Here is a 15,264-nt window from a genome sequence, read left to right on the forward strand (position 1 = left end):
TCCAAATAGTAAAAATTCTGTGGTGCGAGGAGGGGGACTCGAACCCCCACACCATTGCTGGCGTCAGGACCTAAACCTGGTGCGTCTACCAATTTCGCCATCCTCGCGGGATGAGTTATGTTGCATACCGGTACATCCGACGCGCCCGGTACAAAAGCAAAGGGCGACCCGAACATCAAGCGTCGCCCAAAACTAATAAATAGTGGCATTACAACTCCAACCCACTATTCTACTGGATTTTATTAGGCCGTGCCTTATTTTTTTAATGCTTCAAAAAAAACATTTCAGGCAACCATGTATGAGTTGCCTGAAATACCCATCAACGCGGTTTTAGCCGGGCTTTTTTACGCGGAACCATGCTGCATACAATGCAGGTAAAAACAGCAAAGTCAGTCCCGTTGCAATGATCAGCCCCCCCATAATAGCGACGGCCATCGGTCCCCAGAATACCGAGCGCGACAAAGGAATCATTGCCAGCACCGCTGCTGCCGCAGTCAGAATGATCGGCCGGAAGCGACGCACAGCGGATTCCACGATCGCAGTCCAGACATCTGAACCCTCCTGAATATCCTGCTCAATCTGATCGATCAGAATGACTGAATTACGGATGATCATCCCGAATAACGCAATCACCCCCAGTTGCGCGACAAAACCAAAAGGTCTCTGCAGTACCAGCAGCGCCAGCGCAGCACCGGCAAGACCCAGCGGCCCGGTCAGGAAAACCAGAATCACACGGGAAAAACTATGCAGTTGCAGCATTAACAGCGTGAAAATAATGAACACCACTAAGGGGACATTAGCAGCAATCGATTCCTGCGCCTTACCACTATCCGCCGCAGCACCTGCCAGCTCCACTTTGTAACCCGGAGGCAAGGCAGCCTGAATATCTTTTAACTGCGGTGCAATCTGAGCCGATACAGTCGGGCCCTGAATACCATCCACCACATCCGATTGCACAGTAACCGCCCATTCCCGTCCTTCACGCCAGACCACGCCTGGTTCCCAAACCAGTTTGATCGTCGCAATCTGCGACAAAGGAACTGATTTCCCGCTCGCAGTCGGAATATTCGCGTTGCTCAACGCATTCACCGTCGAACGCTCGTCAACTGGCTGACGCACAACCATATCAATCAGTTTATTGCCATCACGGAATTGTCCGACGGTGGTACCGCTCAGAATCGTATTTGCTGCGCGCATCACATTTTGCGAAGTAACGCCCAGGGCCCGTAACTTATCCTGATCGAGGTCGATACGAACAACTTTGACCGACTCGTTCCAGTTATCGTTCACACCGATAGCGTTTGGATTTGCCATCATGATCAGCTTTACCTGATCCGCAATCTCGCGCACCTTCGTCACTTCCAGTCCGGTGACACGGAATTGCACCGGATAAGGAACCGGCGGTCCGTTCGGCAGCAATTTGACACGACCGCGAACCTCAGGAAAATCCTTTTTGAAAATATCAACGATTTTCAAACGCAGCGCCTCCCTTGCCTTTAAATCTTTCGGCAACACAACCAGCTGAGCCACGTTAGTCTGCGGAAAAATCTGATCCAGTGGCAGATAAAAGCGCGGACTACCGGTTCCCACGTAACTCGTCACACTGGAAACACCCTCTTGCTGCCGCACAAAGTTCTCAAACTTTTTCGTCTGCGCTTCAGTCGCGGCAAATGACGAACCTTCCGGCAGCCACAACTCGACCATCAGCTCGGGACGATTTGAGTCCGGGAAAAATTGCTGCTCGATAAATTTAAAACCAAATACACCAAGACCAAACACACCTAAAGTAATGGCGATCGTCAGCTTGCGCCACTCGACACACCAGTTCACCAAAGCGCGGAAACGGTTATAAAACGGTGAATCAAACAGTTCATGATGATGATTATCATTGATGTTATGTGGTTTAACTTTCAGCAACAGATAGCCAAGATAAGGCGTGAACAAGACGGCTGCCAGCCACGAAATAATCAGTGCCAGCGCATTCACGGAAAACATCGAGAATGTGTATTCCCCTGCTGCTGATTTGGCCAGTCCGATAGGCAAAAAGCCGGCTGCCGTAATCAGCGTTCCGGTCAGCATAGGCATCGCGGTTGAAGTGTACGCAAAGGTGGCGGCATCAAAACGGGAAAAACCCTCTTCCATTTTGCGCACCATCATTTCAACCGCAATAATCGCATCATCGACCAGCAAGCCGAGTGCAATGATCAGGGCACCGAGTGAAATTTTATGCAGATCGATGTCCAGAATACGCATAAACAGGAATGTAATCGCCAACACCAGAGGTATCGTCAGGCCAACAACAAGTCCAGGCCAGATATCCAGACGGAAAGGCTTGGTATGCAGCCCCAGAGAAAGAAAACTCACGGCCAGAACAATGACCACCGCCTCAATCAGAGTGTGTAAAAACTCACCGACGGATGCTTTCACTGCATCGGGCTGATTTGTCACTTGTTCCAGCTCGATGCCGACCGGCAGCTTCGCCTTGATGGTGCGCACATCTGCCTGTATGTGTTTGCCCAGCTCGATGATATTGCCGCCTTTTTCCATGGAAATGCCAAGGCCGATGACTTCTTTGCCGTTGAAACGCATTTTGTCCTGCGGCGGATTTTTGTACTCACGCCTGACGGTCGCAAAATCACCCAGGCGGAAAGTAATGCCGTTCGCGCGTAACTGCAGATTTTCCAGATCCTTCACCTTCATTAACGCGCCGGAAACCCGCACCTGCAGGTTATCCGAAGACGTCGTCAGTACACCGGCACTTTCAATTCCGTTTTGTGAACCGATCTGAGAAACAATCGCATCGAACGGAATACCTAACTGGGAAAATTTCTTTTGCGAGAATTCGATATTCAGTTTTTCATCCTGAACACCGAACAGCTCGACTTTCGACACGGAAGGTATGTGCAGGAATTGCTGACGGACAAAATCCGCATATTCCTTTACTTCTTCATAGGTAAAACCATCGCCCGACAACGCAAAGATAGAGCCATAAGTATCACCGAATTCATCATTAAAGAAAGGACCGATCACACCCGGCGGCAGGGTTGCTTTGATATCGCCTATTTTTTTGCGCACCTGATACCAGGATTGCGTTGTTTCTTTCGGCGGCGTCGATTCTCGTAACTGCAGGATAATCACCGTTTCGCCGGGCTTGGAGTAACTGCGGATACGATCGATGTAAGGCGTCTCTTGCAATTTTTTTTCCAGCTTATCCGTCACCTGGTCCGCCATCTGCAACGCGGTCGCACCCGGCCACATTGCGCGGACAACCATCGCGCGGAAAGTGAAAGGCGGATCCTCATCCTGCCCCAGCTTCCCATAACTGAAAATTCCGCCGAGCAGCAACACAACAATCAGGTAGCGAATCAGCGGAATATGCTCCAGCGCCCAACCCGACAAATTAAAACTTCTTGAAGATTGGCTCATTTAGAGGCTCCTGCTGCCGATGATGCCACTGCCGACGACGTAACCGGCGGCTTAGTTACGGGAGACTCAGCACCGAGTATGCTGACTTTCTGTCCTGGTTTTAATAAGTTAACACCAGCCGTGACAACCATCTGACCCGATGAAATCCCGCCAGCAATCAACACACCTTCTCCGGATGTGCCTGCAAGCTTCACCGGTACCAGTTTCACTGCTCCGCCACTGACGATCCAGACCGAGGTCTGCCCTTTATCCTGGAACAATGCCGTGGTCGGCAGTTTAAATACTGGAGCAGGATTCGGTGCCACAAAGCTGACATTGGCCGTCATACCGAGACGCACATCTTTTGCTTCCGCAGGCAAACTGACTTTAGCAAGATACGTGCGGGTCGCCGGATCTGCAACAGGCGACAATTCACGCAAGCTCGCCGGCAGCGTCAGGGAAGGATCTGCCCATAAACCTACTTTGATTTCAGTCATCTGCCGTATGCTGTTGATTTTATTCTCAGGAATACCAACGACCACATCCATCTCGCCGGATTGTGCAACGCGGACAACCGGTGTGCCTGCTGCAACCACCTGCCCGATTTCCGCATCAACCCCGGTGACGACGCCGTCGACATCCGAAACCAATGCTGCATATCCAGCCTGATTACTTTGATTTTTAAAGCCGGCAAGTGCCTGCTCGTAACTGGATTGTGCTGCTTTATAGGCAACCTCTTTACTGTCGAGTACCGCTGCGGCAACGAAATTCTTTGATCGCAACTCCTGATAACGTTTCAAATCTGCCTGCGCCAGATCACGATTACTTTCTGCCGCTGTCAACGCCGCTTTCGCCTGCGTTTGCGCCAGCAACAAGTCCTGCGGGTCAAGTTGCATCAGCAACTGACCACGCTTCACGACCGTACCCAATTCCACCTTACGCTGAATGATCTTACCGCCGACGCGAAAACCCAGTCGTGATTCAATCCGCGGACGCACCTCTCCGGATAATTCAAATGCCGCATCAGAATTCGTGCTGACAGCAGTCACCACGCGTACTGGCCGCACATCTTCTGTTTTTTCAACCGGCTTGGAACACGCAGCCAGTAAGCTCAGTAAGGACAGCGCAGCCAGCGCCCGCAACGAGGACAAACCTGAATGCCGCGCTTTGACACGATGGACAACGGACGAGGCGTCGGCGAACACGGGAGTTTTTAGTGTTAACACAAAAGTTTTCCTTTACTATGCGGACTGAGTAAGACAGCCGACGACGACGGTTTTTTGCGCTCGCCACGACTGCTTTAAATAAATGACTGACAGGTTAGTAATTATAATTAGCACTTACCTGATTGCCAATGACTTTTCGGTCATTAAGAATGTAACGACACCTATGTCCGTTGAACACTACGAAAATTTTCCTGTTGCATCGATCTTACTGCCAGCACATTTACGACCAGCCGTTGAGGTCATTTATGCCTTTGCACGCAGTGCCGATGATATTGCTGACGAGGGCGATGCGACACCAGCGCAGCGTCTGACAGCGCTTGGCAGCTATGAATACGAGCTGGACCTGATTGAACAAAACAGCAACAGCAGCTTACCCCTGTTCACGGCGCTGGCTGATGTTATCCAGCAACATCAACTGCCTCTGCAACCATTCCGTGATTTGCTATCGGCATTTAAACAAGACGTTGTCACCACCCGATATGCGGATTTCGCACAGTTACAGGATTATTGCCGTCGTTCCGCCAATCCGGTCGGTCTGATCATGCTGCACCTGTATGGCGCCGCAACACCGGACAACGTCCGCGACTCGGACGCCATCTGTTCAGCGCTGCAATTAATTAATTTCTGGCAGGACGTTGCGATCGACTGGAAAAAACAACGCATCTACCTGCCGCAAAGCGATATGCAGGCCTACCGCATCTGCGAGCAAGACATCGCCAGTCAGAACACTAATGCGGAATGGCAGGCGCTGATGCAGTTCGAGACCGCGCGCGCGCGCCAGATGATGCTGTCTGCCAGCGGGCTGGCAACGCGTCTTCCCGGTCGTATCGGCTGGGAACTGCGTCTCGTCGTTCAGGGTGGTCTGCGCATCCTCGAAAAAATTGACGCCGTACAAGGCGATGTGTTTCATCACAGACCGACGCTCAAAGCGTGGGACTGGCTGCTGCTCGTCTGGCGTGCACTGCGGATGCCCTCAGCAGCGTGATCCGCGCCATACATATACTCCCCCCAGTATCTAAAAACATCAAGTAAATGCGCTGAGATTAGCGGTGTTTTTTGAAAATGATGGGGGAGTATATAAATTATCAGCTGAATTACCTGCCCAACATGAGGTTACAAAAAAAATCTGCCATCATCGAAAGAGCGTAAAGCGCTGACGTATACTGAGGCTAAGCGGCAAAACGCCACTCAGGACATGCCCTTCCCCTCTGCCAACCAAACCGATACCAGGCCTGCTCATGCGAACTTGTATAACGCGAATGTTTTTCCTACTATGCGTTTTCCCACTGAGTGCGTGCACTGTCATTGCGATCGCCGATGTCGCTGTATCCACAACAGTCAAAGTCGGTGGCGCCGTGGTTGGAACAGCAGTCGATGTCACCGCCGCAGGCGTCAAAGCCGTAACGAAGAGCAGCCCTGAAAAATAAACCCAGATTCATCATCACGCCCAGCTGAAACGGAAAAATTATGCCAACCGCGTTCGAGATCGAACAGCACAGACAGGTACAGACCGCTGCCAAAACCGTATTGCAGCAACTGGCCGGCCTGATTACTGCGGACGACACCGAAAAAAGCATCGCAGACAAAGCACATCGGCTACTGCAAGCGCAAGGCTATCCGGATACCTGGTATCACTCCTGTCCGGCACTGGTGTTACTCGGCTCGCGCAGTTGTGTTTCGATTTCAGGGCGCGATTATCAGCCCAGCGAAGAACCTGTCGGCACCGATAATCTGGTCACGATCGACCTGAGTCCGACGCAGGACAGATACTGGGGCGACTATGCCCGTTCATTTCCGGTAGAAAATGGCAAAGTCACGCAGAAACCGCAGTTAATTGAATTCAGAAATGGTCTGAACTTTCTGCGGCAGATGCACCAGCAAATGCAGGCACTGGTGAGGCCCCACACCACATTTGGTCAGCTGTTCGACTGGGCCAATATGCGCATACGCCAGAACGGCTTCGTCAATCTTGATTATCGCAACAACGTCGGCCACAGTATTGCGAACGATAAAGATCAGCGTCAGTACATTGATTCCAGCAATGACATTCCTTTGTCGGAAGTCGGCTTTTTCAGCTTTGAACCGTTTATCAGGCTCAAGGGAGGAAAATGGGGTTTCAAACGGGAAGGTATTTTTTATTTCAACGACGCAGGGATACTCGAAGAATTGTGAGCGGCCCGTCATCCTGACAAAATTTATCCGGATATGAGATATGTGGTATCCGGATAAAAAAAGCCCCGGCATTTTTATGCGCCGGGGCTTTTTTTATGTGTACTTAATGCGCTCAGACGCAGTTAACGACGATATTACTTGCAGCATCAGGCTTACTCATGTCTGCAACACCTTTGCCATTCTGCACGGTACAAGTTTGCCCTGTCGGTTGGGTTGCCACTGTCACCTCATAAGGCATGCCATTGAGCAGGCTCCAGCCAAAGCTATAAATCCCGATCGTACTGATGGCAAGGTTATCCGCTGTGGATTTTGCTGTCGTCGTATTCGACAGCGTCAGCGTCTTGCCAGCAGTCAGACCATTCACTGTCACCTTGACCGGTACCGCAGGCACGCAGGAAACCGCGACGTTGTTAATCGCATTCGGATACTTGTTATCCGCCACGCCCGTACCATTCGCGACCGTACAATACTGCGCCGCCGGCGGTATTGCCACAGTCACATTGTAGCGATACCCGCTGACCACATAATTGGTCAGCTGGAATGAACCGTTAGCAGACAGGGCCATCGTCTTGTCTGTGCCAACGTTGGTTGCAGGGTTCACCGTATTGTTGTTGAGGGTTATGGAGCCGCCATCAGCCAGGCCGGACAAGGTTCCGGAAACCGGTACATTCGGCACACAAGTCACCACGATGTTATTTAACGCGCCTTCGCCCGTCATTTTCCCAGTACCATTCGCTACCGTGCAATTCACCAGATTTGGCTGTGTGTAGACAACAATAGAATAATTCGCATTGCTTGCCACATTGAATGAAAAAGAACCATCTGCTGTCAGCGTCCGGAAAAAATTCTGTTCATTCATCAGCGTCAGCGAATTCGAGCCCGTTGTTCCCAAGCCCGTGACGGTACCACCGACGGACGTGTAGACGAAGCCACCGCACCCGGCCAGGATCACTCCAAGGCCACCAAAAATTGCCGCAAGTTTCGATTTATTCAAGATGTTTGTCCAAATTTAAAGTTTCGAGTCAAAAGCCAGGCTCTTTTGTGCAGAGCGATAATATAATGCGCCCACTATTATACGAGCTGTCGCGTTTTGAGTTGAGAATTCTGCAATCTGATTACATTCCGATACTTCCATTCTGCGGATGGCAGCACAGTCTGACCATCATGAGGTCGATTGAAATTTGTTAGCATAGCAACTCCTTTCAACTTTACTCCGCACAGCAACCATTACTTTTTTATATTCCAGCATGTCACCAGACGAATATTGCCAACAAAAAGCTGCAGAAAGCGGCTCCAGTTTCTACTACAGCTTCCTGTTTCTGCCGGCAGATAGACGTCGCGCCATCACTGCGCTCTACGCTTTTTGCCGCGAAGTGGATGATGTCGTCGATGAAAGTACGGATGATATGGTCGCCCGCAGCAAATTGACGTGGTGGCGCAAAGAAATACAGGCCATGCTGGCGAATGTGCCGACTCACCCGGTGACCAGGGCATTATTGCCCCATATGGCGACTTACCAGCTGGATGGCGCACATCTGATGGCCATTATCGATGGCATGGAAATGGATCTGAATCAGACCCGTTATCTCGACTTCTCAGCCTTGCAAAAATATTGCTGGCATGTTGCCGGCGTGGTCGGCATTTTATCTGCCAGCATTTTCGGCATTAGCAATCCACAAACCAAAGTCTTCGCAGAGAAACTCGGTCTTGCATTTCAGATGACCAATATCATTCGTGATGTCGGTGAAGATGCGCGCAAGGGCAGAATTTATCTTCCGGTCAATGAACTGCAACAGTTTAAGGTGACCGCAGCCGATATACTGAATGCCAGACATAGTCAGGAGTTTGAGGCGCTGATGCAGTTTCAGTACGAACGGGCGCAGAAACTCTATGATGAGGCACTGGCATTACTGCCGCCAGAAGACCGCCGCGCGCAGCGTACCGGCTTGATTATGGCGGCGATCTACAGAACGCTGCTATCGGAAATTCAGCGTGACGGCTTTCACGTACTGAATCAGCGCATTTCATTGACACCAATACGCAAACTCTGGCTCGCCTGGAAAACCTATATCCGTGGCTGAAATGGCAAAGCGTGTTAAAAAAATTGCGGTGATCGGCGGCGGCTGGGCAGGCTGTGCGGCAGCTGTCACATTGACGCAGAACGGACATCAGGTCAGTCTGTTTGAGTCTGCAAAAACACTAGGTGGCCGCGCGCGCGGGGTTGAGATTAATGGACTCACTGTCGATAATGGCCAGCATATTCTGCTGGGAGCCTATCAGCAGAGTCTGAAATTAATGAGAACCGTCGGTGTTGACCTGAACACGGCGTTTTTACGCTTGCCGCTGCAAATGATTTATCCGGAGCACGACAATGGTATGCACTTCGTCGCGCCACGCCTGCCTGCGCCATTGCACCTGCTGATGGCGCTCTGGAGAGCAACCGGCTTGCGTCGCGAAGACAAACTCGCACTCGCCCGATTTTCATCAACAGCCCGATGGATGGGATGGCAGCTCAATACTGATTGTACCGTCACAGAATTGCTGCAACGCTTTGACCAGACCGACAGGCTGTGCCGTCTGATGTGGAATCCGCTGTGCATCGCCGCATTAAACACACCTGCGGAGCGGGCCTCTGCGCAGGTATTTCTGAATGTTTTAAGGGACAGTCTCGGCGCCAGCCGCGCCGCATCCGACATGTTGCTGCCAAGACTTAATCTCTCTGCGCTGTTTCCCCAAAAAGCAGCAGAATTTATACAAAGTCACGGCGCTGAGGTGGCATGCTCCAGCGCAATCAAGACAATCAGAAAAGACGATGTATCCCGATGGATCATGGAATCCACTCAACAGCAAGAACAGACATTCGACGGCGTCATCATTGCCACTGATGCCACTAATGCGCAACGCTTGCTGAGCAACACGGGTTTGACATTGCCGTCACTGACATACGAGGCCATCACGAGCTGCTATTTACAATATGCAGCGGGAACACGTCTGCCGCGCCCGATGTATGCACTATCAGACAATCCGCAGCAACAGCGCTGGGGACAATATGTATTTGACCGGGGACAGTTGCATGACGATCAAAGCGGCTTATTTGCCATCGTGATCAGCGCTCCGGAAAATCACCAGCAAGATCACCTGTCGCTCGCCAATTCAATCGCCAGCCAATTGGCTGACAGTTTCAGGCGCACCGAACTGGCAAGCCCGCAATGGCATCAGATCATCACCGAAAAAAGAGCGACCTTCAGTTGCACTCCGGCGCTACAACGCCCGCCAAACAGCACGGGCATACCCGGGCTGACATTGGCCGGCGACTATACACAGGGTGATTATCCGGCGACGCTGGAAGGTGCGATCAGAAGCGGCATTCATGCTGCGAATGAGGTGATCAGCAGCCTGCACGATTAAGTTAAACCATCAGCCATTCAATCAAACCACATCGTCAATATCACGAATGCGGCTCATTGCCTCATCAATCCTATCGACTGCAATGATGGTAAGACCCTCAATTTTTTGCTTGGGCGCATTCGCTTTAGGAATCATCGCAATCGTAAATCCCAGCTTGGCAGCTTCCTTCAGGCGCTCCTGCCCTCTCGGTGCCGGCCGTATCTCACCAGCCAGACCGACCTCGCCAAACACAACCAGACTACGCGGCAAAGGCTTATTTCGCATCGACGAATTAATCGCCAGCAAGACAGCCAGATCAGCTGCTGGTTCGGCAATTTTGACACCACCGACTGCGTTAATAAACACATCCTGATCAAACGCTGCAACACCGGCATGCCGGTGCAACACTGCCAGCAGCATCGCCAGACGATTTTGCTCCAGACCGACAGATAAACGCTTCGCATTCGGTGCGAAGGAGCTGTCAACGAGTGCCTGTATTTCCACCAGTAACGGCCTGGTTCCCTCTTGCGTCACCATGACGCAGGAACCAGCAACCTGCGACTCGTGCTGCGAAAGAAATAATGCCGACGGATTAGATACGCCTTTCAAGCCGCGTTCGGTCATCGCGAACACACCCAGTTCATTCACTGCGCCAAAGCGGTTTTTAATCGCCCGAACCAGACGAAAACTGGAATGCGTATCCCCTTCAAAATACAGAACCGTATCGACAATGTGTTCCAACACGCGAGGTCCAGCCAGAGCCCCCTCTTTCGTCACATGACCTACCAGAATCATGGTGATATTCATTGTTTTTGCGACGCGCGTCAGTTGCGCTGCACATTCACGTACCTGGGCCACGGATCCCGGTGCTGAGCTCAGTGCATCCGAATAAATCGTCTGAATCGAATCGATCACCACCACTTCAGGCTTATGGTCTGAGAGTGTGTTCAGAATTTTTTCCAGCTGAATTTCTGCCTGCAGAGCCAGCCCTTGCGTATCGAGCGCCAGCCGGTTTGCCCGCAAAGCGATCTGTGCACCTGACTCTTCACCACTGACATATAACACTTTTTTTGTCTTGGTCAGGTTCGACAAGGCTTGCAACAACAATGTGGATTTTCCGATTCCAGGATCGCCGCCGATCAGAACGACAGCCCCCGGTACCAGGCCTCCACCGAGGACACGGTCAAACTCATCGATCCCCGTACCAAAACGTGGTACATCCGACGCTTCGATATCCGACAGATTCAGTACCGGGGCCGTTTGCGCAAGGCTTTGATGCTTCCCGGAAAAACGATTACCTGACGCTTCCATGATCGTTTCCACCAAAGTATTCCATTGCCCGCACGAAGGGCACTGTCCCGCCCATTTATTGACGATGCCGCCACATTCGGTACAGGTGTAATTAGTTTTTGCCTTAGCCATAACTTTTCATAGAAAACGAAATAAACACTGATATTTTACTCAGTAATTTCTGATATACATGCTCTAATTCAGCGATCGGGCAAGATTTTCATGGTATAAAGCTGACCGATAACACTTTGTAACAGGCAAACGACAAGCATGAGACGTGGTTTCTATACAATTATGGCGGCACAGTTTTTTTCATCGCTGGCCGACAACGCGCTACTTATTGCCGCCATGGCTTTATTAGTATCCATGCAATCTCCTGGCTGGATGCCGCCTTTACTGAAATTTTTCTTTGCTGTTTCCTACGTGTTACTCGCAGCCTTTGTCGGAGCTTTCGCGGATGCCCTTCCGAAAGGTAAGGTCATGTTCATTACGAATATGATTAAAGTCGTCGGTTGCGCTTTAATGTTTTTTCATGTGCATCCGCTGATTGCGTACGCACTGGTCGGATTTGGCGCCGCCGCATATTCACCGGCGAAGTATGGCATCCTCACCGAATTACTCCCCCCCGAAAAGCTGGTTGCAGCCAATGGCTGGATCGAAGGCTTAACAGTCACTTCCATCATTCTCGGCACCGTACTTGGTGGTGCACTGGTCACTCCGCATATCTCTGCGGCCTTGCTGAGTTTTGATTTCCCTGTTATCGATTTCCCGATTAACACCCCTGCCGAAGCGGCACTCTGCGTCATCACCTTCTTCTATGGCCTCGCGGCATTGTTCAATTTACGCATCCCCGATACGGGCGCACGTTACGCCCAGCAAAAACCTCATCCGGTGCAGCTGGTGTGCGACTTTTCCCATTGTTTTGTCACTTTGTGGAAAGATAAACTGGGACAAATTTCGCTGGCGGTCACAACCTTATTCTGGGGAGCAGGAGCGACGCTGCAATTCATCGTTTTAAAGTGGGCTGAAGAGTCTTTGCAAATGCCGTTGAATAAAGCAGCGGTACTGCAAGGCGTTGTCGCAATCGGCATTGCAATCGGCGCTGTCGCCGCCGCAAAGTTTGTTCCACTCAAAAAATCACTGTCTGTCATGCCTATGGGCATCGCCATGGGATTGGTGGTCACAACGATGATCTTCGTTCACAGCGTCTGGCTTGCCTATCCTTTACTGGTTCTGGTCGGTGCGCTGGCTGGTTTCTTTGTAGTACCGATGAACGCTTTGTTACAGCATCGTGGCCATGTGCTGATGAGTGCGGGACACTCAATTGCGGTACAGAATTTCAATGAAAACCTGTCCGTCTTAATCATGCTGGGCTTGTATGCACTGATGATCTTTCTGGATTTGAATATTCAGGCTGTCATTGTGATATTCGGCGTATTTGTGGCGAGTACGATGTTCATCGTTATGAAAAAACATGATGCCAACCAACGTCAGTTTGATTCACTGGCATTGATAGGCGAACACAAACACTAGGCGTGTCATCTGCTGGTACGCGCCCGATCCCACCAGTCATCAGGAATCAGCATACCGCGGCGGACTTCTCGGGCCATACCATCCCGGATGACGGTGATTGCGAGCAGCAGCGGCGCTGTCGATATCGAAAAATGTGATTTGATCTGCGCAAGCAATTCCTGCTTCCCGAAAACAGCGTCAACTGCCATTTGTACCGGTGCCAGCCAGGCAAGACGCTGCAAAATAACACCTTCACACTCTTGCATGTCCTGCACATCACACAAGGTCCAGATATGACCCCGGCAATGGTGTTCAGACACACCATCAACCGCAGGACCTGACCGGCCAGCTTCCGTATCGCGATAAAACAGCCATCCTTTCACCAGCGCTTGCGAACGCAACAACGGCAACGGTAAAAATTTTTTTGCCGCAGGATGCATGCCGAGACGTAATTGCTGCTGCACTATTTTCTTCATCTTCGCCCCCAGGGTATCTGCCAGATTCGGGCCGAGATAACTGAACAAGTCAGGTGCGCCGCTTTGTCCGGATACAGCACCGGAAAAAAATAAATAAAATTTTGTCGCCAGCTCCCAATGCACGAGACCCTCGCCTTCCCTGACCAGAAAGTCAAACTCGCCGACGGTATGCGCCTGCTCATCATTCACTTGCAGACCATGTGCAAAAAGCTTCCCCGTCTCAGCTAGAAAAAAAGCAAATAAAATCTCCGCGTACAAACCCAGTCGTTTGGTCGGCGCATGATGCAAGGCCTGATGCAAAGGTCCGGGGTAAAGATCAAGATGACTCAGCCAGGGGGCCAATAGTTGCGGGGATGGCAGCACAGGCGCAACAATCGCACCTCGCCAGACAGGCGACTGCTGGTCGAGTAAGTCGGGAGAGCTTAACAGCCATGCAAGCGCGCGGACATGCGCATCCTTTAAATGACCCCACCGCTGATGAAACTGCGCCTGATAGTCTGGATAGTCTTGCATCAGGCACTGCCTGGCAAAGCTTTGCGGGCAAGGCACAAATCACGCCAAGCCTTACTTTTTTCTACGGGCTTACGCAATAAATAAGCCGGATGATAGGTTACAACCATAGGCACACCATTCAGATGATGTTCTTTGCCGCGCAATTGTGAGACCGGCGTCTCGGGATCGACTCCCAATAGGGCGACTGCTGCAGTTTTACCCAGGGCGACAATCACTTTCGGCTGTATTAAGGCAATCTGGCGCCGCAGATAAGGCAGACAAGCCTGTATTTCTGCGGGAGTGGGCGGCCGGTCTTTGCCATTACTATCTGTAGGACGACATTTAACCACATTAGCAATATACGCACGATCGCCACGCCGGATACCGAGCGCATGCAGCATGTTATCGAGCAACTGCCCGGCTGCGCCGACAAAAGGTTCGCCCTGTATGTTTTCGTTATAGCCCGGACCTTCGCCGACAAACAACCATGTCGCTGCGGTGTCTCCAGCACCAAAAACTGTTTTTGCCCTGCCTTTACACAAACCACAAGCCACACAAGATGCGACTTCGGCCTGCAATGTCTCCCAGGACATTCCAGATACGCTCTCCACGGGCTCAGATACCACGGTCACTGGAGCAGGAGGCACGTCCACCAACGACACAGGAGCAGCAAGACCAGCATCCGCCAAAACAACAGCCGGAGGAGTATCAGCAAATGCAGGAGTTGCAACTACTGGAGCGGTCTCGTCAGAGGCATAACGGGAGAGCCACATGGGGCCCAAACCCATCGCGTGCAGAATTTTGATACGGGTTGCTTGTTCAGCAGCGTCCATCAACACATCCTCCGCATTACTATTGCATCTTCACGGGTATTTACATCGACAGGATAGTAGGCTTTTCTCCTGCCGATTTCTTCAAATCCAGCGGCGAGATAAACCTCAATAGCACGATAATTGCTCCGCCGGACTTCCAATAAAACCGATGCAAAGCCTTGTTCTTTGGCGTAAATATCCAAGTATTTCAGCATGGCACTGGCATATCCCTGCCCCTGATTTTCCTTGCGGACCGCGAAATTCAACAGATGCAATTCATCCACGACGGGCATCACAAAAAAGTAAGCAAGAATTTCACCGGAATAATCGCGGATGCCAAACGCCTGATAACCGCTTAAAAACGAATCTGTAAAATTCCCCCTGGTCCAGGGGTGTGAGTACACCGTTTCTTCTATCGTCAGTATCTGATCAATGTCTGCAAAACCCAGCTTGACAAAGTTATGCATGTTTTTTCTCTGTACGAAAAAGCCG

General features: G+C 51.2%; 13 protein-coding genes and 1 tRNA gene. 6 read left to right on the forward strand and 8 right to left on the reverse strand.

Features of this window, described 5'->3' with window-relative positions; genetic code table 11:
* Positions 1–20: 20 nt before the first annotated feature.
* The 3 genes from ACPAOP_RS09980 to ACPAOP_RS09990 form a co-directional block, all read right to left on the reverse strand.
* Positions 21–107, reverse strand: a tRNA-Leu gene (locus tag ACPAOP_RS09980).
* A gap of 223 nt (positions 108–330) precedes the next feature.
* Positions 331–3,426, reverse strand: coding sequence for an efflux RND transporter permease subunit (locus tag ACPAOP_RS09985; RefSeq protein WP_423707848.1), 3,096 nt, complete (start codon positions 3,424–3,426; stop codon positions 331–333).
* Entirely contained in the window at positions 3,423–4,631 is a 1,209-nt protein-coding gene (locus ACPAOP_RS09990) for an efflux RND transporter periplasmic adaptor subunit (RefSeq protein ID WP_423707849.1), read from the reverse strand. The genes ACPAOP_RS09985 and ACPAOP_RS09990 overlap by 4 nt, the downstream gene beginning before the upstream one ends.
* 163 nt (positions 4,632–4,794) lie before the next feature.
* On the opposite strand from ACPAOP_RS09990, the gene hpnC reads away from it, so the two are divergent.
* The 3 genes from hpnC to ACPAOP_RS10005 all read left to right on the forward strand — a co-directional run bounded on the left by hpnC (position 4,795) and on the right by ACPAOP_RS10005 (position 6,803).
* Entirely contained in the window at positions 4,795–5,616 is an 822-nt protein-coding gene (gene hpnC, locus ACPAOP_RS09995) for a squalene synthase HpnC (RefSeq protein WP_423707850.1), read from the forward strand.
* Between the two features lie 274 nt (positions 5,617–5,890).
* Positions 5,891–6,058 carry a hypothetical protein gene (locus ACPAOP_RS10000; RefSeq protein ID WP_423707851.1) on the forward strand — a complete coding sequence of 56 codons (168 nt, stop codon included), beginning with the start codon at positions 5,891–5,893 and terminating at the stop codon, positions 6,056–6,058.
* 40 nt (positions 6,059–6,098) lie between these two features.
* Positions 6,099–6,803 carry a M24 family metallopeptidase gene (locus tag ACPAOP_RS10005; RefSeq protein WP_423681890.1) on the forward strand — a complete coding sequence of 235 codons (705 nt, stop codon included), beginning with the start codon at positions 6,099–6,101 and terminating at the stop codon, positions 6,801–6,803.
* Positions 6,804–6,915: 112 nt separating this feature from the next.
* On the opposite strand, the gene ACPAOP_RS10010 is transcribed toward ACPAOP_RS10005, so the two are convergent.
* On the reverse strand, positions 6,916–7,797 hold the full coding sequence (locus ACPAOP_RS10010; RefSeq protein WP_423681888.1) for a hypothetical protein: 882 nt from the start codon (positions 7,795–7,797) through the stop codon (positions 6,916–6,918).
* Between the two features lie 253 nt (positions 7,798–8,050).
* Between ACPAOP_RS10010 and hpnD the strand changes: the two genes are divergently transcribed.
* Entirely contained in the window at positions 8,051–8,884 is an 834-nt protein-coding gene (hpnD, locus tag ACPAOP_RS10015) for a presqualene diphosphate synthase HpnD (RefSeq protein ID WP_423707853.1), read from the forward strand.
* 1 nt (position 8,885) lies between these two features.
* Positions 8,886–10,211 carry a hydroxysqualene dehydroxylase HpnE gene (gene hpnE, locus ACPAOP_RS10020; RefSeq protein WP_423707855.1) on the forward strand — a complete coding sequence of 442 codons (1,326 nt, stop codon included), beginning with the start codon at positions 8,886–8,888 and terminating at the stop codon, positions 10,209–10,211.
* Between the two features lie 21 nt (positions 10,212–10,232).
* On the opposite strand, the gene radA is transcribed toward hpnE, so the two are convergent.
* On the reverse strand, positions 10,233–11,612 hold the full coding sequence (gene radA / locus ACPAOP_RS10025; protein WP_423707856.1) for a DNA repair protein RadA: 1,380 nt from the start codon (positions 11,610–11,612) through the stop codon (positions 10,233–10,235).
* Between the two features lie 138 nt (positions 11,613–11,750).
* On the opposite strand from radA, the gene lplT reads away from it, so the two are divergent.
* The gene (gene lplT / locus ACPAOP_RS10030; protein WP_423707857.1) at positions 11,751–13,013 is read left to right on the forward strand and encodes a lysophospholipid transporter LplT; all 1,263 of its coding nucleotides are present in this window, start codon (positions 11,751–11,753) and stop codon (positions 13,011–13,013) included.
* Positions 13,014–13,018: 5 nt separating this feature from the next.
* On the opposite strand, the gene ACPAOP_RS10035 is transcribed toward lplT, so the two are convergent.
* Genes ACPAOP_RS10035 through rimI form a run of 3 tightly spaced genes read right to left on the reverse strand, consistent with a single transcriptional unit; the run spans position 13,019 to position 15,239 of the window.
* Positions 13,019–13,981, reverse strand: a complete 963-nt coding sequence (locus tag ACPAOP_RS10035) for a DUF1853 family protein (RefSeq protein WP_423707859.1) — start codon at positions 13,979–13,981, stop codon at positions 13,019–13,021.
* Positions 13,981–14,793 (reverse strand): uracil-DNA glycosylase, encoded by an 813-nt coding sequence (locus ACPAOP_RS10040; RefSeq protein WP_423707860.1) that lies wholly within the window; start codon positions 14,791–14,793, stop codon positions 13,981–13,983. Before ACPAOP_RS10040 ends, ACPAOP_RS10035 begins: the two co-directional genes overlap by 1 nt.
* Positions 14,793–15,239, reverse strand: a complete 447-nt coding sequence (gene rimI / locus ACPAOP_RS10045; protein WP_423707862.1) for a ribosomal protein S18-alanine N-acetyltransferase — start codon at positions 15,237–15,239, stop codon at positions 14,793–14,795. Before rimI ends, ACPAOP_RS10040 begins: the two co-directional genes overlap by 1 nt.
* Between the last annotated feature and the right edge of the window lie 25 nt (positions 15,240–15,264).

This window comes from Undibacterium sp. WLX3042 (genome assembly GCF_049544825.1).
GTDB lineage: Bacteria > Pseudomonadota > Gammaproteobacteria > Burkholderiales > Burkholderiaceae_D > Undibacterium.

What these genes read in the sequence shown, in the direction of transcription:
- ACPAOP_RS09985 (WP_423707848.1), bottom strand. Translation starts at nt 3,426, where the DNA reads ATGAGCCAATCTTCAAGAAGTTTTAATTTGTCGGGTTGGGCGCTGGAG.
- hpnC (WP_423707850.1), top strand. Translation starts at nt 4,795, where the DNA reads ATGTCCGTTGAACACTACGAAAATTTTCCTGTTGCATCGATCTTACTG.
- ACPAOP_RS10000 (WP_423707851.1), top strand. Translation starts at nt 5,891, where the DNA reads ATGTTTTTCCTACTATGCGTTTTCCCACTGAGTGCGTGCACTGTCATT.
- ACPAOP_RS10005 (WP_423681890.1), top strand. Translation starts at nt 6,099, where the DNA reads ATGCCAACCGCGTTCGAGATCGAACAGCACAGACAGGTACAGACCGCT.
- hpnD (WP_423707853.1), top strand. Translation starts at nt 8,051, where the DNA reads ATGTCACCAGACGAATATTGCCAACAAAAAGCTGCAGAAAGCGGCTCC.
- hpnE (WP_423707855.1), top strand. Translation starts at nt 8,886, where the DNA reads ATGGCAAAGCGTGTTAAAAAAATTGCGGTGATCGGCGGCGGCTGGGCA.
- radA (WP_423707856.1), bottom strand. Translation starts at nt 11,612, where the DNA reads ATGGCTAAGGCAAAAACTAATTACACCTGTACCGAATGTGGCGGCATC.
- lplT (WP_423707857.1), top strand. Translation starts at nt 11,751, where the DNA reads ATGAGACGTGGTTTCTATACAATTATGGCGGCACAGTTTTTTTCATCG.
- ACPAOP_RS10035 (WP_423707859.1), bottom strand. Translation starts at nt 13,981, where the DNA reads ATGCAAGACTATCCAGACTATCAGGCGCAGTTTCATCAGCGGTGGGGT.
- ACPAOP_RS10040 (WP_423707860.1), bottom strand. Translation starts at nt 14,793, where the DNA reads ATGGACGCTGCTGAACAAGCAACCCGTATCAAAATTCTGCACGCGATG.
- rimI (WP_423707862.1), bottom strand. Translation starts at nt 15,239, where the DNA reads ATGCATAACTTTGTCAAGCTGGGTTTTGCAGACATTGATCAGATACTG.